Here is a 21,181-nt window from a genome sequence, read left to right as displayed (position 1 = left end):
TTTTAGATGGAAGAGCAACGCGAGCAGGTGATTTTTGACGAGGAGATTAACCGGCGCGAGGTTCCGGCGCTAAAAATGCATAAAATGGTGCTGGGCGAAGGCGGCGAGGGGCTGTTTGCCGCTGGGGTTGCCGACATGGATTTCAAGGCGCCGGACGTGGTGCTGGCGGCGATGCAAAAGCGGCTGGAACACGGTGTTTTCGGCTATGAGGCGATGCCTGACGGGTTGATGCCTGCGCTGTGCGATTGGCAGAAGAAGCGGCACGGCTGGACGTTGGATGCCGCACATATTTTGCGCGCGCCAAATGTGCTGAATATCTTGGCGATTGCGGCGTCTTTGTTTACGCAAGCGGGTGACGGGGTGATCGTGCAGCCACCGGTGTTTTTCGATTTTTATGACATTCTGGAAGAGAATGGGCTGCGTTTGATTTCCAACCCGCTAATCCTGAAGGATGGTCGATATACGATTGATTTCAACGGGTTGGATCGGTTGGCAGCTGACCCAAAGGTCAAGATGATCTATCTGTGTAATCCGCATAATCCGGTTGGGCGGGTCTGGAAGCGCGAAGAATTACTACGGTTGGGTGATATCTGTGCGCAGAACGGGGTGCTAGTGGTTTCGGATGAAATTCACGGGGATATGACGTTTGAAGGCCATGATTACACACCGTTTGCAGCACTGGGTGAAACATATGCAAACAACGCGATTATCGCGCTTTCACCGGCTAAAAGTTTTAATATAGCGGCCTGCTGTTCGGCCTTTACCGTGATCGCGGATAAGGTGAAGCGTAAGGCGTTTCAGGTGGAAAATAGCCGCCTGACCGTCAATAAAAACAACAGCTTTGCGTCGGTGGCGATGCTGGCCGCTTACCGCGATGGCGGGCCGTGGTTGGACGATGTTCGGCAGTATCTGGCGGGCAATCTGGCGCTGGTGCGGGAAAGGCTGGCGGGAATTAAGGGCGTTGAATTAATCGAGCCTGAAGGCACGTTTCTGGCGTGGCTGGATTTTCGCGCACTGGGTCTGGAACCGATAGAACTAACCGCGTTTTTGCGCGAAAAAGCGGGGTGGGCGGTGACGCGTGGGCAGGCGTTTGGGGTTGAGGGCGAGGGGTTCGCACGGCTGAATATCGCCTGCACCAGAGCGCGGCTAAAGGTGGCGCTGGAGCAGTTGACCGTGGCGATTGGTTAATGGAACGGACGCGGGAGGGCACGATATTTACCGGAACGCGCGAATCAACCTGTTAACACAGGGATTTTGACCAAAATGGCGGATATGAATTGCATATGATTTCCATATGAATCCCATATGAGGAAAATCACCCATTAGCTTGGTTAACAGCGCGCACGGTGCGAAATGTTAAGCAATCAACGCTGGTCTAACGCACGCCGATTTCTGCCAGTGCTGTCATCAATTCATGCGGCAATTCATCAAGGGCTTCGTGCCCACGCGCCAGATCGGCGGGGCTGTCGGCGCATTGCATGTAACGCCAGCCCTGAAACGGGCGGCGCACGGCGGCTTGGGTGCGGATGATTTCGGGGTCCATGACGATAGCGCAACGCCGGATGCCATCCTCGCCGATCACCTCGTCCAGTTGCAACACGGTTTGGCGAGCCTGAATAACGCCTTTGATCACCCAATAGAGCGACCCACCATTCAGCAGTTCGGCTTCGCGCCGTGGCCACATGCGGGTGACATGGCGAGTCGGGCCGGTGATGCCCCGCGCCCGTTGGGCCGCACGGTGTGCTTCAAGATGCTCGACCGAGTCGATCCCGACACATAGTTTTACCATATTTATGGTCTTGGTCACCTATCACCCCCAAGATGTGCTATACTGCGACTCACACCATCATAGGGCATAAGGCGCGGATGGCAATTGACCGGACGCAAACTTGCGCCTATTCTGATACGCCTTGCTGCCACTTTTAGGATTCCTGCCATGAGTCGTTTTACCGCGCCAATCGCCGAACAAATCTGGGATATGAAGTATCGCCTGAAGGATCAGGATGGCGCGGTTGCGGATACAACCGTCGAGGATACTTGGCGCCGGATTGCGCGGGCGTTGGCCGAGCCGGATGGCGGCAAGCACGAAGAAGAGTTTTATGCGGCATTGGAGGATTTCAAATTCCTACCAGCAGGCCGGATCACGGCGGGTGCGGGCACGGGCCGCGCGGTGACGCTGTTTAACTGCTTTGTGATGGGCACAATTCCCGACAGCATGGGCGGCATTTTCGAGATGTTGAAAGAGGCGGCCCTGACCATGCAGCAGGGCGGTGGCATCGGTTATGATTTTTCCACCATCCGGCCCAAGGGCGCTGGAGTGATTGGCGTAGCGGCGGATGCGTCGGGGCCGATTTCATTCATGGATGTGTGGGATGCGATGTGCCGCACGATCATGTCGGCGGGCAGCCGCCGCGGCGCGATGATGGCGACGATGCGCTGTGATCATCCGGATGTCGAGGATTTCATCACCGCCAAACAGGATCCGGCGCGGTTGCGGATGTTCAATCTGTCGGTGCTGATTACCGATGATTTCATGGAGGCGGTGAAGGCGGATGGCCCATGGGAGTTAAAGTTTGGCGATACGGTATATCGCACCCTGAATGCGCGTGATCTGTGGAACAAGATCATCCAGTCGACCTATGATTTCGCAGAACCCGGGGTTATTTTCATCGACCGGATCAACGCGATGAACAACCTGTCTTATTGCGAAACTATTGCGGCGACCAACCCGTGCGGTGAGCAGCCTTTGCCACCTTACGGGGCGTGTTTGCTGGGGTCGGTGAACCTTGCGCGGATGGTGAATGATCCGTTTGGCGATGCGGCTGAACTGGACGCGGCGGGACTGGATGCGCTGGTGGCCACGGCGGTTCGGATGATGGACAATGTGGTTGATTCCAGCCGCTTCCCGCTGGAGGCCCAAGCACAAGAGGCCCACGCCAAGCGGCGGATCGGGCTGGGGGTGACTGGGTTGGCGGATGCGCTGTTGATGGTTGGTTTGCGCTATGGATCAGACGAGGCCGCAGCCCAGACCGAGGCGTGGATGAAGCAGATCGCGCGCGCCGCTTATCTGGCGTCGGTCGAGTTGGCCAAGGAAAAGGGCGCGTTCCCGTTGTTTGATGCCGAGAAGTATCTGGCAAGCGGGGCGATGCAGAATATGGACGCGGATGTGCGCGAAGCCATTCGTGAGCACGGCATTCGCAACGCCTTGCTGACGTCGGTCGCACCGACCGGCACCATCAGCCTATATGCGGGCAATGTCAGTTCGGGCATCGAGCCGGTGTTTGCCTATGCCTACACCCGCAAGGTTCTGCAAAATGACGGCACACGGAGCGAGGAAGAAGTCGTCGATTACGCGGTGCAATTGTGGCGCGAGAAATTTGGCGATGTGGAATTGCCAGAACATTTTGTAAACGCCCAGACGCTGGCTCCGCTGGATCACGTAAAGATGCAAGCGGCGGCGCAGAAATGGATTGATAGCTCGATTTCCAAAACCATCAACTGCCCTGTCGATATTAGTTTTGAGGACTTTAAAAACGTCTATATGGCCGCGTGGGATAGCGGATGTAAGGGCTGCACGACCTATCGGCCCAATGATGTGACTGGATCGGTTCTGACGGTCAGTGAGGCGTCGGATTCGGTACCCGAAGCGGAAACCGGTGCAGATGTGGTTTACCTGTCCGAGCCGCTGGATCGGCCAAAGGCGCTGGAGGGCAGCACCTATAAGCTGAAGTGGCCCGACAGCGAGCACGCGATTTACATCACAGTGAATGATCTGGTGATCAACGGTCATCGCCGGCCATTCGAGGTGTTCATCAACTCTAAAAACATGGAGCATTTTGCATGGACCGTGGCGCTGACGCGGATGATCTCTGCGGTGTTCCGGCGTGGTGGGGATGTGAGTTTTGTGGTTGAGGAACTAAAGGCGGTGTTCGATCCGCGTGGTGGTGCGTGGATGGAGGGCAAATACATCCCGTCCATTCTGGCCGCCATAGGTGGTGTGATTGAGCGCCACATGATCCATATTGGGTTTATCGAGGGCGAAGGTATGGGGCTAAAAAACGATCCGCAAGCGCAGGTGGTTAATCTGGATACCCCGCGGGGTGCGGCCTGTCCGAAATGCGGTGATTATGGCTTGCGGATGATCGAGGGTTGTATGACCTGTGGCAGTTGCGGCCACAGCAAATGTGGCTAACCTGATCGGGGCACAAAATGATTTCAGACAACACCACCCATGACGCCGAAGAAGACGTGCGCAACCGTGATATCAAAATCTATGTGAACGGTGATATTGTGCATCGGGATCAGGCCGTGGTTTCGGTTTATGATAGCGGTTTCATGCTGGGCGATGGCATGTGGGAGGGGATGCGGATTTACAATGGTAAATGGGCGTTCTTTGACGAGCACATGGACAGGTTTTTCAGCAGTTGTAAGGCCGTGTCGCTGGATGTTGGGATGGATCGGGCAGGCATATTGGATGCCTTGAACCGCACCGCTGCCGCCAATGGTATCACCGATGATGCGCATTGCCGATTGATGCTGACGCGCGGGGTTAAGGTGAAGCCGTTTCAGCATCCGTCGCTGTCGCGCAGTGGCCCGACGCTGGTAATCATCGTCGAGCATTCCAAACCTGTGGACCGTTTGCAATCGCGCGGCATTACGCTGGCCACCGTGCCACAAGTGCGCGGATTGCCGATGAGTCAGGACGCAAAATATAACAGCCATTCCAAGTTGAACTGCGTGATTGCCTGTCTTCAGGCCGAGCAGGCGGGGGCCGATGAGGGGTTGATGTTGGACCCGCACGGATTTGTGAATACCACCAACGCCTGCAACTTTTTCATTGTGCGGCGCGGAGCGGTTTGGACCTCGACGGGGGATTATTGCATGAACGGAGTGACGCGGCAAAAGGTGATTGACCTGTGCCGTGCCAACGACATTCCGGTGTTCGAGCGTAACTTTTCCTTGGTGGATGCGTATGGTGCCGACGAGGCGTTTTTAACGGGCACTTTCGGTGCCCAGACCCCTGTTGCCAGTATTGATGGGAAAGAGATCGGGGATGGCGAACGCCCTGTAACGGCCCGCATTCAGGCCCTATACAAAGACCTGATTGAGCGAGACATCAGCGGGGCGTAGCCGCCGTTATTTTGCGTAAGCCACAGCTGGCAGCCAAGTGGTCATTTCGGGGAAGTAGAACACCACCAACAGCCCCAGGATTTGCAACAATACAAACGGGATGATGCCCTTGTAGATGTGCAGCAGGTTGATGTCCGGTGGGCAGACGCCTTTTAGATAAAACAGCGCAAATCCGACTGGCGGGGTTAAGAACGAGGTTTGCAGCGTCACCGCCACCAATATGGCAAACCAGACCACGGATGGGTTATCAACGGTGCCGTAGCCTTCGACCGGAATGTTCAGTCCGACAATCACCGGCAGCATCAATGGCATGATGATCAGGGTGATTTCGATCCAGTCCAGCAAAAAGCCCAACAGAAAGATGATGAACAGGATAAAGGCGATGACCATATAGGGGTTGTCGAACGATCCTAGCACCAGATGCTCGATGATTTCGTCACCACCAAAACGGCGCAGGATCAGGGCGAAAAAGTTGGCCGCGATAAAGATACCGGCGATATAACCCGCTGTATTCAGGGTTTGGCGCATCACATCCTTGAAGACCTTGAAATTCAGGTTCCGCGCTGCGGCGGCCAAAAAGGTTGCGCCCAGTGCGCCCAGACCAGAGGCCTCGGTCGGGGTGGCCAGACCGAAGAAGATCGAGCCAAGCACCAGCAGGATCAGGCCCATTGGCGGCACGACGGATTTACCGACATCCAGCAGGGCTTTCACCGTGACCGGTTCGTGATCATCGGGAATAGGCATGGATTTAGGCGATATCAGGCCATAGGCGATGATGTAGATGATATAGAGCCCGCCCAGCAGCAAGCCGGGGAACAACGCGCCCATGAACAGATCGCCCAGACTGATGGCCAGCTGGTCCGACATGATCACCAGCATGATCGACGGGGGGATCAGAATGCCCAATGTGCCGGATGCGGCAATGGTGCCGGTGGCAATCGGTTTGGCGTATCCTTGCTCCATCATCGCGGGGATTCCCATGACGCCGAGCAACACAACCGAGGCGCCGATCACGCCGGTTGAAGCGGCCAGAATGATGCCGATCAGCATCACAGACAGGGCCAGCCCGCCCTTAAGCGCGCCGAAAAGCACCTGCATGGATTTCATCATCTTTTGCGCCACGCCGGACTGGTCCAGCATCAGCCCCATGTAGATAAACATCGGCAGGGCCACCAGAACGGGGTTTTTGATGATATTGCCAAAGAACCGCCCGCCCGCCAACGACAGTTTGTTGTAGTTGATGCCGGTGCGGCTGAATTCGATGTATTCGTTGATGGCCGCGCGGTTCGGGTCAAGGATAGCCATGCCGATCATGGCAAACAGCAGGCTGACGCCAACCAGCGCATAAACCACAGGGATGCCGCGAAACAACATTACGATGAACACGGCGAACATCGCCAGAACCATCCATTGGTTCAGGTCCATGACCACGCCGAGTATTGAGAGTAATTCCATGGTATCAGGCTTTCGATGAGGTGCGGCGGGTCAGGATATAGCTGCCAGCCGCGAGGATCAGAACAACAGCAAGGCCATACCAGATGGTGGGTTCCAACAGGGGCTCTTTGCCAATACGGCGCGGGTTCAAATCGGGGTTTGTCAGGTGTGTGATCCACCACAAGGCGTAATAAACGGCCCGTTCGGCGATGAACCAAGCAGTCGGGAACGCCGCCAAAAGCAGGCTCCAGAGTGCGGGTTTTTTCAGGATGGACAGGTTGCGGTAAAGCGCTGCAAAGGCTGCGATGATTGATGCGAGGAACAAGAACGGCAGCAGGGCTTTCAGCCAGTATAACCCGTGCAACCCGTTCGGGCTGTCTGATCCTTCGCCCGAGCGCCAAGAGGCAGCGCCGTAATGGATCAGGATATCGGTCATCATCACCAGAAATGGCAGGAGACACCAGCCAAGGGCGACCAATTCAATCCTTGCCTTCTTTTCAGGGGGGAAATTAGCGTGGAAAATATCGACGCGAACGTGGCTATCGGTGGTGATGGCGTAACCGAACCCAACCATCAGGGCGACACCGTATATCCACCATTGCGCATCATCCAGCCAAGCCTGATTGTGGCCAGCCTTGCGTAGGAAAACCTGAGCGACAATCGCGATCATCAGGACGGGAAACAGCCAAGCGGCGATATTGCCGATGCCAATCATCAACCGGTCGCCCCACAGATGTGTCTCGCGGCCGCGCTCGCCCGGATCGGAAATTTCGGCGACGTGGTCGATGCTATCTGCGGAAACGTGATGAATTGTGTCTGAATAATCTTGCGTCATTCAGAAGCCCTCCCCAAAGCATATGTAAACGGCGGCCATATTGGTATGGCCGCCGCACGTTTTTTGGCGCGTTATATTAGCGCTTCATGTAGATGTTGGAGGACCAGACTTTGTAGCCTTTGCGGTATTCCTGCAGGTCAGCCCAGACCTCTTGGAAGAAAGGATCGTCAGCGGCCAATTCGCCCACAACTTCGTCCCATGCGCCAGAGAAAGCATCCAGCATCTCTGGGCTCCACTGTTTGATGATCACGCCGTTTTCTTCGGTGGCTTTGACCATTGCGGCATAGTTTGTGGCTTCGCCTTCGGCCAATGTTGTGGTGACGTTTGCCAGACAAGCAACCTCGATCTGTTTTTGTGCTGTTTCAGGCAAGCCGTCCCAGACGTCTTTGTTGACCAGCAGTTCAAACAGGGTCGAGGGCTGGTGCCAGCCGGGGAAGTAGTTGTATTTGGCGATCTTGTGAAAGCCCAGACGCGCATCAATCCGCGGCATCGAGAATTCCGTCGCATCAATCGCGCCACGTTCAAGGGCCGGGAAAATGTCGGACGCGCCCAGCAGGGACGTGGAGACGCCCAGTTTTTCCATGGCTTTGGCACCCAGACCGAAGAAACGCATGTTCAGACCTTTAAGGTCATCAACAGTGTTGATTTCGTTTTTGAACCAGCCGGATGTTTCCGGTGCGATCACGCCGCAAGGTGTGACGTGAACGTTATAGCCGTTGTCGTCATACATTTGCTGCCAGTATTTGGCACCGTCATCATACAGGATCCAGCCCAGAAATTCACCCGCTTCGGGACCGAATGGCACAGCCGCAAACAGCGATGCTGCGTTCATTTTGCCCTGCCAGTAACCGGCAGTCTGGAACCCCGCATCAACGGAGCCGTCAGAAACAGCGTCCAGCGCTTCCAGTGCAGGCACAAGTTTGCCCGGGTCAAAGTGCTGGAATTCAACCTCGGTGGAAATTCCGTTGATTTTGGCAACAAAATCGGTTGCGGCCGTGCCCAGAATTGGCAGGTTTTTGCCAAATGCGGACGTCATTTCCAGAGTTGTTTGCGCTGTTGCGACGCCCCCCATCAGGGCCAGACTGGCAACCGCCGTAATTAGTTTATGTTTCATTGTGTTCCTCCCGTGAACATGCCCAGCATGAGGCCGGATGATATGGCAATTTTTATTGCCGGTTGGTTAGTTGTCTTTCTGACCTTACGGTCAAAAAATCAAAAATCAACGTCTATCGCCACACCCTTTTTAACAGCCAGATCGACAACAGCCGATGCAACCGCCAAATCCTGCAGGCCCACGCCCGTTCCATCGAACAAGGTCACCTCGTCATCAGAGGTGCGCCCTGCGTGGTCGCCGTTGATCACAGCGCCCAGTTCGGTGATGTCGCTTTCGGTTATTAATCCATTCGCGATGGCGTGCTGGCATTCGCCGATTGAAATGGCTTGTGCGATCTCGTCGGTGAACACGGTGGCGCGGGCCACCAGTGCGGCCTCGACCTCTTGCTTGCCTTTGGTGTCGGTGCCCATGCATGCGATGTGGGTGGGGCCGGTGACGTGTTTGTCCATCAGGCTGGGGGCAAAGGCCGAGGTGATCGAGATGATCACGTCGGCTTGCGCACCCAGTTGGTCCAGCTCGACCGCTTCAAACGGCAGGCCCAATTCGTCCGCCAAATCCGCAAGTCGTGACAGCATTTCGGGGTGGTAGTTCCAGCCGATGACTTTCTCAAAGTCGCGTTGCTCGACCGCAGCGCGCATCTGGAAGGTCGATTGGTGGCCCGCCCCGATCATCCCCAGCACCTTGGCATTTTTCGGGGCTAGGTGTTTGATCGACACAGCCGAGGCCGCCGCAGTGCGCAGGGCAGTGAGCAGATTGCCCCCGACCAGCGCCTTGACCTTGCCGGTGTCTGCATCGAACAGGATCACGGTGGACTGGTGATTGGTCAGCCCTTTGGCCTCGTTACCGGGCCAATAGCCACCCGACTTCAGCCCCAGCGCCAGTGATTTACGGTCAAAGCCCGATTTGAAGCCATAGAGCGCATCCGCATGGCCAATCGCCTCGCGGATCACTGGAAAGTTGTAAGCATCCTTGCTGGCCATTGCCGCAAACACGGCCTCGACCGCGTCAAAGGAGGCAGCCCGATCCATCAGGTCACCAATTTCTTTTTCAGGAACGATATACATCAGTAAGCCTTTCCGCGGGCCGATACCGGCCAAACCGTTTCAACCTTGCCGTTCCGCACCCCGACATACCAGTCGTGCACGTTGCAGGTCGGGTCACAGTGGCCTGGCACCAGACGCAGCTTGTCGTTGATGTTCAGCACCCCGTCAGGATCACCCACCACGCCGTGCTCGTCCGAGCATTTCAGGTATTCGACGGCATCATTACGCCCGTAAACTGTGGGCAGGCCGCTATCAACGGATTGTGCTTTTAGACCCGCATCCACGATGGCTTTGTCGGCTTTGGTATGGCTCATGACAGATGTCAGGATGAACAGCGAATTTTCCCATTCACCATCATCAATCCGCTTGCCGTCCTTATCCAGAATGCGGCCATAGTCAGCATCCATGAACGCGTATGATCCACATTGCATTTCGTTGAAAACGCCGGAATTTCCCTCAAAATAATACGACCCCGTGCCAGCCCCACCAACGATGTCGCACTCTAGCCCTTGGGATTTCAGCGCGGTCAAAGCGTCTGCAACCATATCAATGGCGATGTCGACTTTGGCTTTACGGTCAGCATATAAATCCATGTGCTGCATCGCGCCTTGATAGGCTTGGATACCTGCAAATTTCAGGTTGTCACCGGCCTCAATCAGCTTGGCAATATTCACCACATCTTGCGATGTGGAAACGCCACAACGGCCAGCGCCTACGTCGATTTCAACCAGACATTCCAGCTGGGTGCCCGCGGCCTCGGCTGCGGCTTGCAGGTCGGCGACATTCTCGGGATCATCGACGCAAACCAGAATACGTGCGCCGAGCTTTGGCAGATTGGCCAGACGTTCCAGTTTGGCGGGGTCGCGCACCTGATTGGACACCATCACGTCCTTGATTCCGCCGCGCACGAACACTTCGGCCTCGGACACCTTTTGGCAGCAAACACCAATCGCTCCGCCCAAGGTTTCCTGCAATTTCAGAACATCGACAGATTTGTGCATCTTGCCATGCGCACGGTGACGCACGCCCATTTCCTTACACAGATCGCCCATCTTTTTGACGTTGCGATCCAGCGCGTCCAGATCCAGCACCAGACAAGGGGTCTGGATATCGGATTCGTCCATACCGGGTTTGGCGGGGATGTCATAGCCGACATCATAGTCGTCAAAATTCATATCTTTCATGTGCTTTCTCCTAATGTCCAAGGCAGCGCGTCAAGATCGACATTACCGCCTGTTATAACAACCCCGACGCGTTTGCCCGCGAAGGTGTCTTTGTTTTTTAGAATGGTGGCCAACGGCACGGCGCTGCTGGGCTCCATCACGATTTTCATCCGCTTCCAGATTAGTTTCATCGCATCAATGATGTCTTGTTCGGAGGCGGTCAGAATGTCGGTGACGTGGTTTTGCACGAAATGCCATGTCAGCTCTTTTAGCGGCACCTTTAGCCCGTCTGCCACCGTCACCGGCGCGTCATCGGCAATGATGTGGCCAGCGCGAAAGCTGCGCGCGGCGTCGTCGGCCTGTTCCGGCTCGGCGGCATAAATCTTCACATTCGGGGCAAGGTTGGACAGGGTCAGGCAGGTGCCCGAAATCATCCCGCCACCACCAATAGGGGCGATTACGGCATCCAGATCAGTGACCTGTTCGATCAGTTCGGCAGAACAGGTGGCTTGGCCAGCAATGACGCGCGGATCATTATAGGGGTGGACAAATTCGGCGCCGGTTTCGGCCTCGACCTGCGCAAAGACCTCTTCGCGTGAAGAGGTTGATGGCTCGCATTCGGTAATGAGGCCGCCATAGCCAATTACGGCATCCTTTTTGGCCTGCGGGGCGGTGCGAGGCATCACCACGTGACATGGAATGTCGCGCCGACCAGCGGCATAGGACAGGCTCAGCGCGTGGTTGCCGGAACTGTGAGTGGCGACGCCTTGTTCCAGCATATCATCGGGTAGGCCAAACACGGCGTTACAGGCACCGCGCACTTTGAATGCGCCTGCCTTTTGGAAATTTTCGCATTTGAAGAACAGCTTGGCCCCCGTCAGATCGTTCAGATATGTCGAGGTCAGCACAGGTGTTTGGTGGATGTAGGGGGTGATGCGCACACGGGCTTGCAACATGTCATCAAGTGTCGGGATATACATCAATCGTCCTTTATGCTGTCGTTCTGTAATGTGCTTGAGCCGCGGCAACACCGGAGCCTAGCGTGATATCAAGCCCCAGATCAACCATGCACATTTCAGCCGTGGCAATGCCTGACAACGCCATCACATCCGTCAGGCTGCCCAGATGACCAATGCGAAACAATTTACCCGCGACTGCCCCCAGACCAGCGCCAAAGGACACATCGTATTTCGTTGAGGCATGGGCGACCAGCGCGTCGGCATCAAAGCCGTCCGGCGTTTTGATGGCACTGACCGAGTTGGAATAAAGGTCGGGACTGGCGGCATAGAGCGGCAGGCCCCACGCGTTGATTGCTTGGCGAACCCCTGTGGCGATGCGGGTATGGCGTTTGAACACATTGTCCAGACCCTCGGCCAGCAGCATTTCGGTCGAGAGTTTCAACCCGTTTAGCAACCCGACAGGCGGGGTGTAGGGGTAACCGTTGATCGCATATCCGGCGCGCATGTCGCGAATGTCAAAGAACCAACGGGGCAGGGTGGCTGTTTCGGTTGCGGCCAATGCTTTAGCACTAAAGGCGGTGATGGCCAGACCGACGGGCAACATGAACCCTTTTTGCGAGCCGGTCACAGCCACATCAACCCCCCATTCGTCCATGCGAAAATCCATTGAGCCGATGGATGAAACCCCGTCGACAAACAATAGCGCTGGATGGTTTGAGGCGTCCATCGCCCCCCGAACGGCGGCAATGTCGGACACCACGCCGGTTGCGGTTTCGTTGTGGGTGGCCAGCACCACCTTGAATTCGTGGCCGGTATCTGCCGCCAGAATTTCGGCGAAACGATCTGCGGGGATGCCTTCACCCCAAGGCACCTTGACCACCTCGACATCCAGCCCGTGGCGCATGCACATGTCGATCCATTTCTGGCTGAACATACCGTTGTTGGCTGCCAGCACCTTGTCGCCTGCGCATAACGTGTTGCTGAGTGCCGTTTCCCACCCCCCGGAACCGGTGGAGGGGAAGATGAACACCTCGCCATCACGGGTTTTAAGCACCTGTTTCACACCCTCAAGGGCAGGGTGCAGAATGTCTTTGAACGCGGCTGAACGGTGATCCATAGTCGGCATATCAACCGAGCGGCGCAGGACCTCGGGGATGTTGGTCGGGCCGGGGATAAAAACTGGGTTTTGTGCGAAACTATGATTGGGCATGGTGATTCTCTTGGCTAGAGTGCGGGTTTGGTAATAATACTTGACCAGTGTATTTTTGCAATTTTTCTGAAAAGAATTTTCATAAAGCGCATTTAATTTCCATTGCATTGAAAACAATGGTGAATTATTTTTCCATTTCCCGCGATTTGAATCGACAGGGAATCTTTTTTGCCCCGAAAGGCATTGTTATGTCCGAGCAACCGACCGAAAAACGCAAGCGCGGGCGGCCCCGTAACACTACGCCGAATGCGGCTGGCGGAACGGTGCAGGCGCTGGACCGCGGGCTGGTAATCCTCGAGGCTTTGGCGCAGATGCACAGCGCCACCCTCGGTGATCTGGCGCTGCATGTGGACATGCCTCCATCGACAGTTCATCGGATTTTGGCAACTTTACAAAACCACGGGTTTACGGATTTTGACACGGGGCTACAGGAATGGGCGATTGGCATCGGTGCGTTTCGGGTTGGCAACACCTATCTGGTGCGCACCAATCTGATCGAGGCGGCACAGCAATCCATGCGGGAGTTGATGGAGCAAACAGGCGAAACCGCCAATCTGGGGATCGCCGAGGATGGGCATATCGTGTTCGTGTCGCAAGTCGAAACGCACAACCCGATCCGCGCCTTTTTTCGGGCGGGGACCCGCAGCCAGATGCATGCCTCGGGGATTGGCAAGGCTATGCTGGCCAATATGCCGGACAAACAGGTGGCCAGTATCATATCCAAATCCGGCCAGACGGAATTTACCCCGCACACCCTGACGTCGGCTGATGCGTTGATCGCCGATCTAAAGGGGGCGGCGCGGCGGGGCTGGGCGATTGATAACGAGGAACGTTATCTGGGGATGCGTTGCATTGCGGCGGCGATTTATGATGCGCAGGGCAACACTGTTGCAGGGCTTTCAGTTTCAGGGCCAGCCGCAAGGTTCACGGATGCGGTGATTGCACAGACCGGCCCAAAGGTTCAGGCCGCGGCCGATAAGGTGACGGTGATGACAGGCGGGAAAATTCTGCCGCGGTAACTAGACATGCCTTGCCACAACTTTGCCTGCCGTTAGTCCATTCACCTTTTCAACAATCGAGGCCGCGTCAATACCGTAGTGTTGGTAAAGATCGGCAATGGTGCCGGTTTGGCCGAAATGTTCGACCCCCAGCGGGATTGTCCGGTGCCCGTGAACCGCACCCAGCCACGCCAAAGTTGCCGGATGACCATCAATCACGGTGATGATGTTACAATGCGGCTGCAGGTCGGCCATCAGGGTCTCGATGTGGCCAGCGGCGGCGGAATTACCCCGTGCCCGTGCCCGCTGTGCGGCGGTCCAGCCCGCGTTCAGACGATCCGCCGATGTGACGGCCAGCACGCCCACATCACGCCGCCCGCCACCGATGATGCCCGCTGCCTTAATCGCCTCGGGCGCAACGACGCCCTGATAGGCAATCACAACTTCGCAGTTCGGGCCGGGTTTGCGCAGCCAGTAGGCCCCGTCAATTGCGCCCTGACGAAATGCGTCATCGACCCGTTTTCCGGTCTGCTCCAACGGGTTGGTTGATAGGCGCAGATAGACGGACCCGCCGGTTTCATCACGCAGCCAAGTGCGCTCGTCCGGATCACTCTCGCCATCCTTTTGCATGTATTCAAAGGCCCACCCCATGATCACCGCCAACTCGTCAACAAAGGCTGGCTCGAACGCGGCGAGCCCGTCTTGGGACATGCCGATCAGCGGCGTGCCGATGGATTGGTGCGCGCCACCTTCGGGGGCCAGCGTAATGCCGGACGGGGTGCCGACCACCATGAACCGCGCGTCCTGATAGCAGGCGTAGTTCAGCGCATCCAAACCACGCGAAACGAAGGGGTCATATAGGGTGCCGATCGGGATCAGGCGTTTGCCAAACAACGAATGGGACAGGCCAGCGGCCCCCAGCAGCAAGAACAGGTTCATCTCGGCGATGCCCAGTTCAATATGTTGGCCATCGGGCGTGAAATCCCATTTTGCGGTTGAGGGGATGTTTTCGGCACGGAACGTATCCACCAGCGGTTTACGGGCAAACAGTTTGCGCCGATTCACCCATGGGCCAAGGTTGGTGGTGCCGGTCACATCGGGCGATGTGGTGACGATGCGCTGGGCCAGTTTGCTGTCGCCTTTGGACAGATCATCAAGGATTTTACCAAAGGCCATTTGGGTTGAAATTTCGCGCTCGGAACTCAGTGTAATTTCCGGAACATCAATCGCATCATCCTGAAACCGCCGCCGCCCTTTGGCGAAAAACGGCACATGGTCTAGGAACTCTTGCAAGGCGGGCTCGTCTTTAACGGTGGCAAATTTTTCCCATTCTTCGCCTGCCTCAACCCCCATATCAGCCTGCCATGCGGCCATCTGGGTTTTGTTCATCAATCCGCCATGATTGTCCTTGTGGCCGGCGATCGGTGTGCCCCAACCCTTGACCGTATAGGCCAGAAAACAGGTGGGGCGGTCATGGTCGATAGCAGCAAAAACATCGGCCATGGTGTAAACGCAGTTTCCGCCTAGGTTTTCCATCAATGCGGCCAGTTCATCATCTGATCGTGCTTCGATCAACGCCGAAACATCACCCTGATCCCCCAGATCATCCAGCAACCGTTTGCGCCACACGGCCCCGCCCATATAGGTCAGCGCCGAATACATCTGGTTGGGGCAAGCGTCGATCCAGTCACGCAGCGCCGCGCCGCCCTTTTCCTCAAAGGCGGCCCGCTGCAGCACGCCGTGTTTAATGCGCACCACGTCCCAGCCAAAGGCATCGAAAATCTTCTCGACCCGTTCAAACAGCCCTTCGCGCACGATACCGTCCAGCGATTGGCGGTTGTAATCAATGATCCACCAGCAATTGCGCAGATCGTTTTTCCACCCCTCTTGTAGCGCTTCGTAAATGTTGCCTTCGTCCAGTTCGGCGTCGCCAACCAGCGCCACCATCCGGCCCAGCGGCAGGTCGCTGCCCCATTCTTTGGCCTGAATATAATCCTGCACGATGGATGCGAAGGATGTGATCGCCACGCCCAAACCCACCGATCCGGTCGAGAAATCCACATCGTCAATATCTTTGGTGCGGCTGGGATAGGATTGCACCCCGCCCAGCCCTCGAAAATTCTGCATTTTCTCGACCGTCTGGTTGCCCATCAGATATTGCATCGCGTGGAAAATAGGCGAGGCGTGGGGTTTCACCGCCACGCGGTCCTCGGGGCGCAAGGTATTGAAATACAGTGCCGTCATGATTGACACCATCGAGGCCGAAGAGGCCTGATGCCCACCCACCTTGATCCCGTCTGCCTTGGGCCGGATGTGGTTGGCGTTATGGATCATCCAGTGCGACAGCCACAACAGGCGTTGCTCAATGGTTTTCAGGTGCGGGCTGTTCATGGCGATTGCTTTCTTGGCTAGGTGACGCATATCGCGCACTTAAGATTTTTACGATGGTATTGCGTAGTGTGTCTTTGCTATATCTCTAGAATATTCGCTGTGATTGGCGGTAATTTTCGAATTAAGAGGTTTTAATGGTGAATTCCCCTAATGTTGATGCATTTGACGTTAAGATTATCCGCGCGCTTCAACGCGATGGTCGAATGTCGGTTCAAGAGTTGGGCCAGATTGTTGGTTTAAGCGCTACGCCCGTATCGCGGCGGGTCAAAAAGCTAGAAGAAGCAGGCGTGATCACGGGCTATAGCGCGTTGGTTGACGAGGCGCTTTTGGGGTATGACGTTTCGGTTTTTGTATCGGTTCAGTTGGATAAACAAGTGGATGAGGCGCTGGAAATATTCGAGACCACTGTCAAAAGCCTGCCCGAGGTGGTGGACTGCTGGTTGATGACCGGAAACCGCGACTATTTACTGCGGGTTGCGACAACCGGATTGGCGGAGTTCGAGAAGTTCATGACTGGACGGCTGACCAAGATACTGGGTGTCGCATCGATTGAATCCTCGATTCCGTTACGGCGGGTGAAGGTGGGGCTGGCGCGGATACCGTAGGGTCCGGAGCCACATATAACGCAGCTCCGGTGAATGTGGTTATGCTTTTGGTAGCGCCTGTTTGATGTCGTCCAGAATATCGCCGATATCCTCGAGCCCGACCGATAGGCGCACCAACCCTTCGCTGATCCCGTGCTCAGCGCGTTCCTCAACGGTGTATGTGGCGTGGGTCATACTGGCAGGGTGCTGGATCAGGGTTTCGGCATCGCCCAGTGAAACGGCGCGGGAAATCATGCGTAAACGGTTCATCATTTTGGTGCCAGCCTCGTAACCGCCCGCCAACTCGAACGCGATCATGCCACCAAAGCCAGCCATCTGTTGTTTGGCCAGCTTGTGCTGCGGGAAACTGGTCAGACCAGGGTAATTCACAGTCTGGACTGCATCGCTGGCTTCCAGCAATTTGGCCACGGCCATGGCGTTTTCACAGTGACGGTCCATCCGCAGGGTCAGCGTTTTTAGGCCGCGCAGGATTAGCATTGCGTTGAAAGCTGCCAGTGTCGCACCGGTCATGTCCTTTAGGCCATAGCTGCGGATTTCATCTATTTGCTCTTGTGAACTGGCCACAAGGCCGGCAATCACATCACCGTGGCCGCCCAGATATTTGGTGGCGGAATGCACCACCAGATCAGCGCCCAGTTCAAGCGGGCGGGTGATGTAGGGGGTGGAATAGGTGTTATCGACCACCACGGACGCGCCGTGCGCATGGGCGATTTTCGACACAGCCGCGATGTCCACCAACCGCATGTTCGGATTGGCGGGGGTTTCAAAATACACCACACGGGTTTTGTCGCTGATGGCTTTTCTCAGGTTTTCGGGGTCGGTCATATCAATGTGGGTGACGGTTATGCCGAACTTGCTCAGCCCGTGATTAAAATAGGAAAAGGTGCAGCCATATAATGTTTGGTCGGCGATGATCTCGTCACCAGGCTCAAGCAATGTCCACATGACCGAACTGATCGCCCCCATGCCTGAAGCCAGCGCAAGGGCCGCTTCAGCCCCCTCAAGGGTGGCGATGCGTTGTTCCAGAAGATTGTTCGTTGGATTGCCCGTCCGTGAATAAATATACCCCTCACGATCACCGGCAAAAATCTCGCCGCCTTGTTCGGCGGTTTCAAACGTGAAGGTCGAGGTCAGATGCAGAGGCGGTGTCAGAGCGCCTTCGTTTTTGCGTGGATCATAGGCATGGTGAATAGCGCGGGTGGCAAAGCCTTTGGGGGCGTTTTTCATGAGTGAGTCCTTTTTCTTATGAGAACAAGGTACTCTTTTATGCTGGGTGGTTTGTTGCTATTTATGCCAATATGTATATGCAAGTTGGCATATTATTCTAATATAGGCCCAAAAATGGACAGTAAAGACCGACAAATCCTGCGCGCCCTTCAACAAAATGGCCGCGTCACCAATCAGGAGTTGGCCGCCAAGGTCAACCTGTCGCCATCCCCCTGCTTGCGCCGCCTTCGTATCCTTGAGGAAAGCGGCACCATTCAAGGGTATAGCGCCGAGGTGGATGCCAAGGCCTATGGCCTGCCGGTCATGGTGTTCATCCGCATCCAATTGAACCCGCACACCAAAGATGTAGTCAGCAACTTCGAGCGTAATATCCGGCTGTTGGACGAGGTGCTGGAGTGCCATTTGATGACGGGCCCCGCTGATTACCTGTTGCGGGTTATGGTGGCAGATCTGGATGCTTATGAGGCATTCATCAGGGGGAATATCCACCCGATCAACGGCATTTCTTCTATCGACACCAGTTTCGTTTATGGCACCGTCAAGAAGACCAGTGTGTTTCCGGCTTGCGGCTAAATCATCGGTTGATGAAATTTTTGAATGCATGCCTTGCCGCAGATTACGGCCCAACACCTTGCAGGATCAAAAATGTGCCAAGTGCAGTGTTTCGAGGCCTTTGTTTCCACAGACTATTCTGTCAAAAAGCTTGTCTTTTACATATTTCTGGGCAAACATCTCTCTGGGCTGGCGTAAATAACTAGGGGAGAGATGCTGGCGGTTATCAAAACTATTGCACAATTTTACCCGTTTCATAGCGCCTACAAGGGCGCAAACCTGTTACGTCACAATACTGATACGTAGCTGTGGCACATGAAAGCGAGACGGTTTCTAATAGAATCACAACGGAGAGGAAAAACAATGAAATCACTATTATACTCAGGTGTCGCGCTGATCGCGCTGGCGGGCGGGGCGACTGCTGCTTCGTGTCCGGCTGTAACGGTCGCCGATATGATGGGGGTCGGCGCTGGCGCTTTCCCGCAGCAATATGAACTGGCAGAGCTCCAGTCTATGGGCGATTGCACAGTAGAGTTTACGGCCAACCCTGCTATCGCCGAAATGAACGGCCGCATTCAGGGCAATCCGGAATTACCACCTCTTGCGGACCGCCTGCCGTCCGAGCCTTTGGTGGTCGCACCTTATGACAAAATCGGTTCATACGGTGGCACGCTTGATATTATGTCAAACGCAACCGAGGCTGGCACATCCGACATGATGTCGATCCGCCACGTTAACCTTGTGCGTTACTCGGACGATCTGCAAACCATCGTGCCAAATGTCGCCAAAGGCTGGGAGTGGAACGAGGATTTCACCCAACTGACATTTTTCCTGCGTGAAGGTCACAAATGGTCTGATGGCGAACCGTTTACTGCCGAGGACGTAAAGTTCTGGTATGACAATCTGGCAACCGACACTGTTATTCGTGAAAAACCGAAAGACTATGTTCTGGTTGGCGGCGAAAAAATGGACCTTGTTGTGGTGAACCCGACAACGATCCAGTTCAATCTACCGAGCCCAAAACCAGGCCTGTTGTCCCACTTTGCCAACCACTACGCGCAAGGGTTCCAGCCTAAACATCTGCTGGGCCAATATCACCCTGATGTTGTTGGTGCAGAAACTGCCGATGCAAACGCCAAGGCGATCGGGTTTGAAACCGGGTATGACGTGATCAAAGCCTATTACGGGTCATCCGACTGGATGGATACGCCAACACCAATGCTGGCCAACCCTGATCTGGTTGCTAAAATGCCATTTGCTGCGGCACCGACATTGGAAAGCCACATCGTAATCTCTGAAACTACGGAAGGTCGCCATTTTGTCGCCAACCCGTATTTCTTTATGGTGGATACAGCCGGTAACCAGCTTCCTTATATCAACGAGCAGGACGAACTGTTCGTTTCGGAAACTGAAGTGCGTCTGTTAAAACTGGTCAATGCCGAGGTCGACTATAAGACCCAAGCGCTGAACCTAGATGATGTGCCACTGTTGCTGGAAAATCAGGAACGTGCCAACTTTAGCGTCGATATCAAGCCACAAATCCGCACGGGGACGTTCGCGTTCAACGTGACTTCGGATGATGAAGGCAAGCGCGATCTGTTCGGCAATCTGAAGTTCCGTCAGGCGATGTCTGTTGCGATCAACCGCGATGAAATCAACGAAGTTGCGTTCTTTGGACTGGGAACACCGAACCAATACGTTCCGTTTTCACCGCAGCCATCGTTCATTACAGACGAAATGCTGCAACACTTTGCGCAGTATGACCCTGACATGGCAAAATCATTGCTTGATGAAATCGGCATGGTTGACACAGACGGTGACGGGATGCGCGAAATGCCAAACGGCGAGCCGCTGGTTCTGAACCTGCAATTCGCAACCCAAGGCATTTCCAGCAAACTGGTTGAGCTGGTTGCGCAAGCCTGGAAACAGGTCGGCGTGAATGCGGCTGTAAAAGAAGTTACAACCGATGAGTACCGTTCCGCACAATCTGCCAACCAACTGGATGTGACCATGTATGCCAAAGGCATGCCGCTGGCCGTTATCCTTGGCAACTCGGAACTGTTCACACCACCGTTTGAAAACTACTTTGGTATGCGCACAGCAATGAGATGGTCCGAGTATATCGACAGCAAAGGTGCTGAAGGCATCAAGCCACCAGCATGGGTTGACGAAATGGGCACAGATATTCTGGCCTTCCAATCTGCCATTGCCGGTTCGGATGAATCCAACGCGTTGGGTGCTAAACTGGTGCAATCCATGGTCGATAATCTGCTGTTCATCGGGACGGTCAAAGCGGCTGCGCCGGTTTACCATTCCAACAAGCTGATTAACTTCCCTGAGTTCCAGACAGCATCCTATTCCTATTACTGGTCCTACCCATACCGTGGGGCACAGTGGGCGCTGGAAGAATAAAAACCTGTTGATTTGAAATTTCTGTGGGCAGCATTTGTTGCCCGCAGAGTTATACTAAAAGCTAATAACGCGGCCGCAAAGGTCGACCAGCTTTCGCGGGGAGCGATA

General features: G+C 55.3%; 17 protein-coding genes. 7 read left to right on the top strand and 10 right to left on the bottom strand.

Annotated elements, in window-relative coordinates; genetic code table 11:
* The first annotated feature begins 6 nt into the window (after positions 1 to 6).
* On the top strand, positions 7 to 1,188 hold the full coding sequence (locus ACWB12_RS02310) for a MalY/PatB family protein (RefSeq protein ID WP_479528445.1): 1,182 nt from the start codon (positions 7 to 9) through the stop codon (positions 1,186 to 1,188).
* Between the two features lie 187 nt (positions 1,189 to 1,375).
* Here the strand turns inward: ACWB12_RS02310 and ACWB12_RS02305 are convergent, their stop codons facing one another.
* Entirely contained in the window at positions 1,376 to 1,807 is a 432-nt protein-coding gene (locus ACWB12_RS02305) for a DUF1489 family protein (protein ID WP_479528444.1), read from the bottom strand.
* 129 nt (positions 1,808 to 1,936) lie between these two features.
* Here ACWB12_RS02305 and ACWB12_RS02300 point away from each other — a divergent pair, with 129 nt between their 5' ends.
* Both ACWB12_RS02300 and ACWB12_RS02295 read left to right on the top strand, forming a co-directional pair.
* Positions 1,937 to 4,192 carry an adenosylcobalamin-dependent ribonucleoside-diphosphate reductase gene (locus ACWB12_RS02300; protein ID WP_479528443.1) on the top strand — a complete coding sequence of 752 codons (2,256 nt, stop codon included), beginning with the start codon at positions 1,937 to 1,939 and terminating at the stop codon, positions 4,190 to 4,192.
* 17 nt (positions 4,193 to 4,209) lie between these two features.
* On the top strand, positions 4,210 to 5,130 hold the full coding sequence (locus ACWB12_RS02295) for an aminotransferase class IV (protein WP_479528442.1): 921 nt from the start codon (positions 4,210 to 4,212) through the stop codon (positions 5,128 to 5,130).
* A 6-nt stretch (positions 5,131 to 5,136) separates the two neighbouring features.
* On the opposite strand, the gene ACWB12_RS02290 is transcribed toward ACWB12_RS02295, so the two are convergent.
* The 7 genes from ACWB12_RS02290 to bhcA all read right to left on the bottom strand — a co-directional run bounded on the left by ACWB12_RS02290 (position 5,137) and on the right by bhcA (position 12,888).
* Positions 5,137 to 6,585 (bottom strand): TRAP transporter large permease, encoded by a 1,449-nt coding sequence (locus ACWB12_RS02290; protein ID WP_479528441.1) that lies wholly within the window; start codon positions 6,583 to 6,585, stop codon positions 5,137 to 5,139.
* A gap of 4 nt (positions 6,586 to 6,589) precedes the next feature.
* Positions 6,590 to 7,399 (bottom strand): TRAP transporter small permease subunit, encoded by an 810-nt coding sequence (locus tag ACWB12_RS02285; RefSeq protein WP_479528440.1) that lies wholly within the window; start codon positions 7,397 to 7,399, stop codon positions 6,590 to 6,592.
* 76 nt (positions 7,400 to 7,475) lie between these two features.
* A complete protein-coding gene (locus ACWB12_RS02280; protein WP_479528439.1) occupies positions 7,476 to 8,513 on the bottom strand; it encodes a TRAP transporter substrate-binding protein in 1,038 nt (345 codons plus the stop codon).
* Positions 8,514 to 8,611: 98 nt separating this feature from the next.
* Positions 8,612 to 9,577 carry an iminosuccinate reductase BhcD gene (gene bhcD / locus ACWB12_RS02275; RefSeq protein ID WP_479528438.1) on the bottom strand — a complete coding sequence of 322 codons (966 nt, stop codon included), beginning with the start codon at positions 9,575 to 9,577 and terminating at the stop codon, positions 8,612 to 8,614.
* Positions 9,577 to 10,740, bottom strand: a complete 1,164-nt coding sequence (bhcC, locus tag ACWB12_RS02270) for a 3-hydroxy-D-aspartate aldolase BhcC (RefSeq protein WP_479528437.1) — start codon at positions 10,738 to 10,740, stop codon at positions 9,577 to 9,579. Before bhcC ends, bhcD begins: the two co-directional genes overlap by 1 nt.
* Positions 10,737 to 11,699 carry a beta-hydroxyaspartate dehydratase BhcB gene (gene bhcB, locus ACWB12_RS02265; protein WP_479528436.1) on the bottom strand — a complete coding sequence of 321 codons (963 nt, stop codon included), beginning with the start codon at positions 11,697 to 11,699 and terminating at the stop codon, positions 10,737 to 10,739. Before bhcB ends, bhcC begins: the two co-directional genes overlap by 4 nt.
* 10 nt (positions 11,700 to 11,709) lie before the next feature.
* Positions 11,710 to 12,888: an L-aspartate--glyoxylate aminotransferase BhcA gene (bhcA, locus tag ACWB12_RS02260; protein ID WP_479528435.1), complete on the bottom strand. Its 1,179-nt coding sequence runs from the start codon at positions 12,886 to 12,888 to the stop codon at positions 11,710 to 11,712.
* A gap of 188 nt (positions 12,889 to 13,076) precedes the next feature.
* On the opposite strand from bhcA, the gene bhcR reads away from it, so the two are divergent.
* On the top strand, positions 13,077 to 13,907 hold the full coding sequence (gene bhcR / locus ACWB12_RS02255) for an HTH-type transcriptional regulator BhcR (RefSeq protein ID WP_479528434.1): 831 nt from the start codon (positions 13,077 to 13,079) through the stop codon (positions 13,905 to 13,907).
* On the opposite strand, the gene ACWB12_RS02250 is transcribed toward bhcR, so the two are convergent.
* Positions 13,908 to 16,277, bottom strand: a complete 2,370-nt coding sequence (locus tag ACWB12_RS02250) for a transketolase (RefSeq protein WP_479528433.1) — start codon at positions 16,275 to 16,277, stop codon at positions 13,908 to 13,910.
* Between the two features lie 134 nt (positions 16,278 to 16,411).
* On the opposite strand from ACWB12_RS02250, the gene ACWB12_RS02245 reads away from it, so the two are divergent.
* Positions 16,412 to 16,882: an Lrp/AsnC family transcriptional regulator gene (locus ACWB12_RS02245; protein ID WP_479528432.1), complete on the top strand. Its 471-nt coding sequence runs from the start codon at positions 16,412 to 16,414 to the stop codon at positions 16,880 to 16,882.
* A gap of 39 nt (positions 16,883 to 16,921) precedes the next feature.
* Here ACWB12_RS02245 and ACWB12_RS02240 read toward each other — a convergent pair whose 3' ends face one another.
* The gene (locus ACWB12_RS02240) at positions 16,922 to 18,109 is read right to left on the bottom strand and encodes a methionine gamma-lyase (protein ID WP_479528431.1); all 1,188 of its coding nucleotides are present in this window, start codon (positions 18,107 to 18,109) and stop codon (positions 16,922 to 16,924) included.
* 114 nt (positions 18,110 to 18,223) lie between these two features.
* Between ACWB12_RS02240 and ACWB12_RS02235 the strand changes: the two genes are divergently transcribed.
* Together ACWB12_RS02235 and ACWB12_RS02230 are read left to right on the top strand one after the other, a co-directional pair.
* A complete protein-coding gene (locus ACWB12_RS02235; RefSeq protein WP_479528430.1) occupies positions 18,224 to 18,682 on the top strand; it encodes an Lrp/AsnC family transcriptional regulator in 459 nt (152 codons plus the stop codon).
* Between the two features lie 342 nt (positions 18,683 to 19,024).
* On the top strand, positions 19,025 to 21,073 hold the full coding sequence (locus ACWB12_RS02230; RefSeq protein WP_479528429.1) for an ABC transporter substrate-binding protein: 2,049 nt from the start codon (positions 19,025 to 19,027) through the stop codon (positions 21,071 to 21,073).
* Positions 21,074 to 21,181: the final 108 nt, after the last annotated feature.

This window comes from Profundibacter sp., from assembly GCF_056498605.1.
This window is presented reverse-complemented; position numbering and strand designations above follow the sequence as displayed.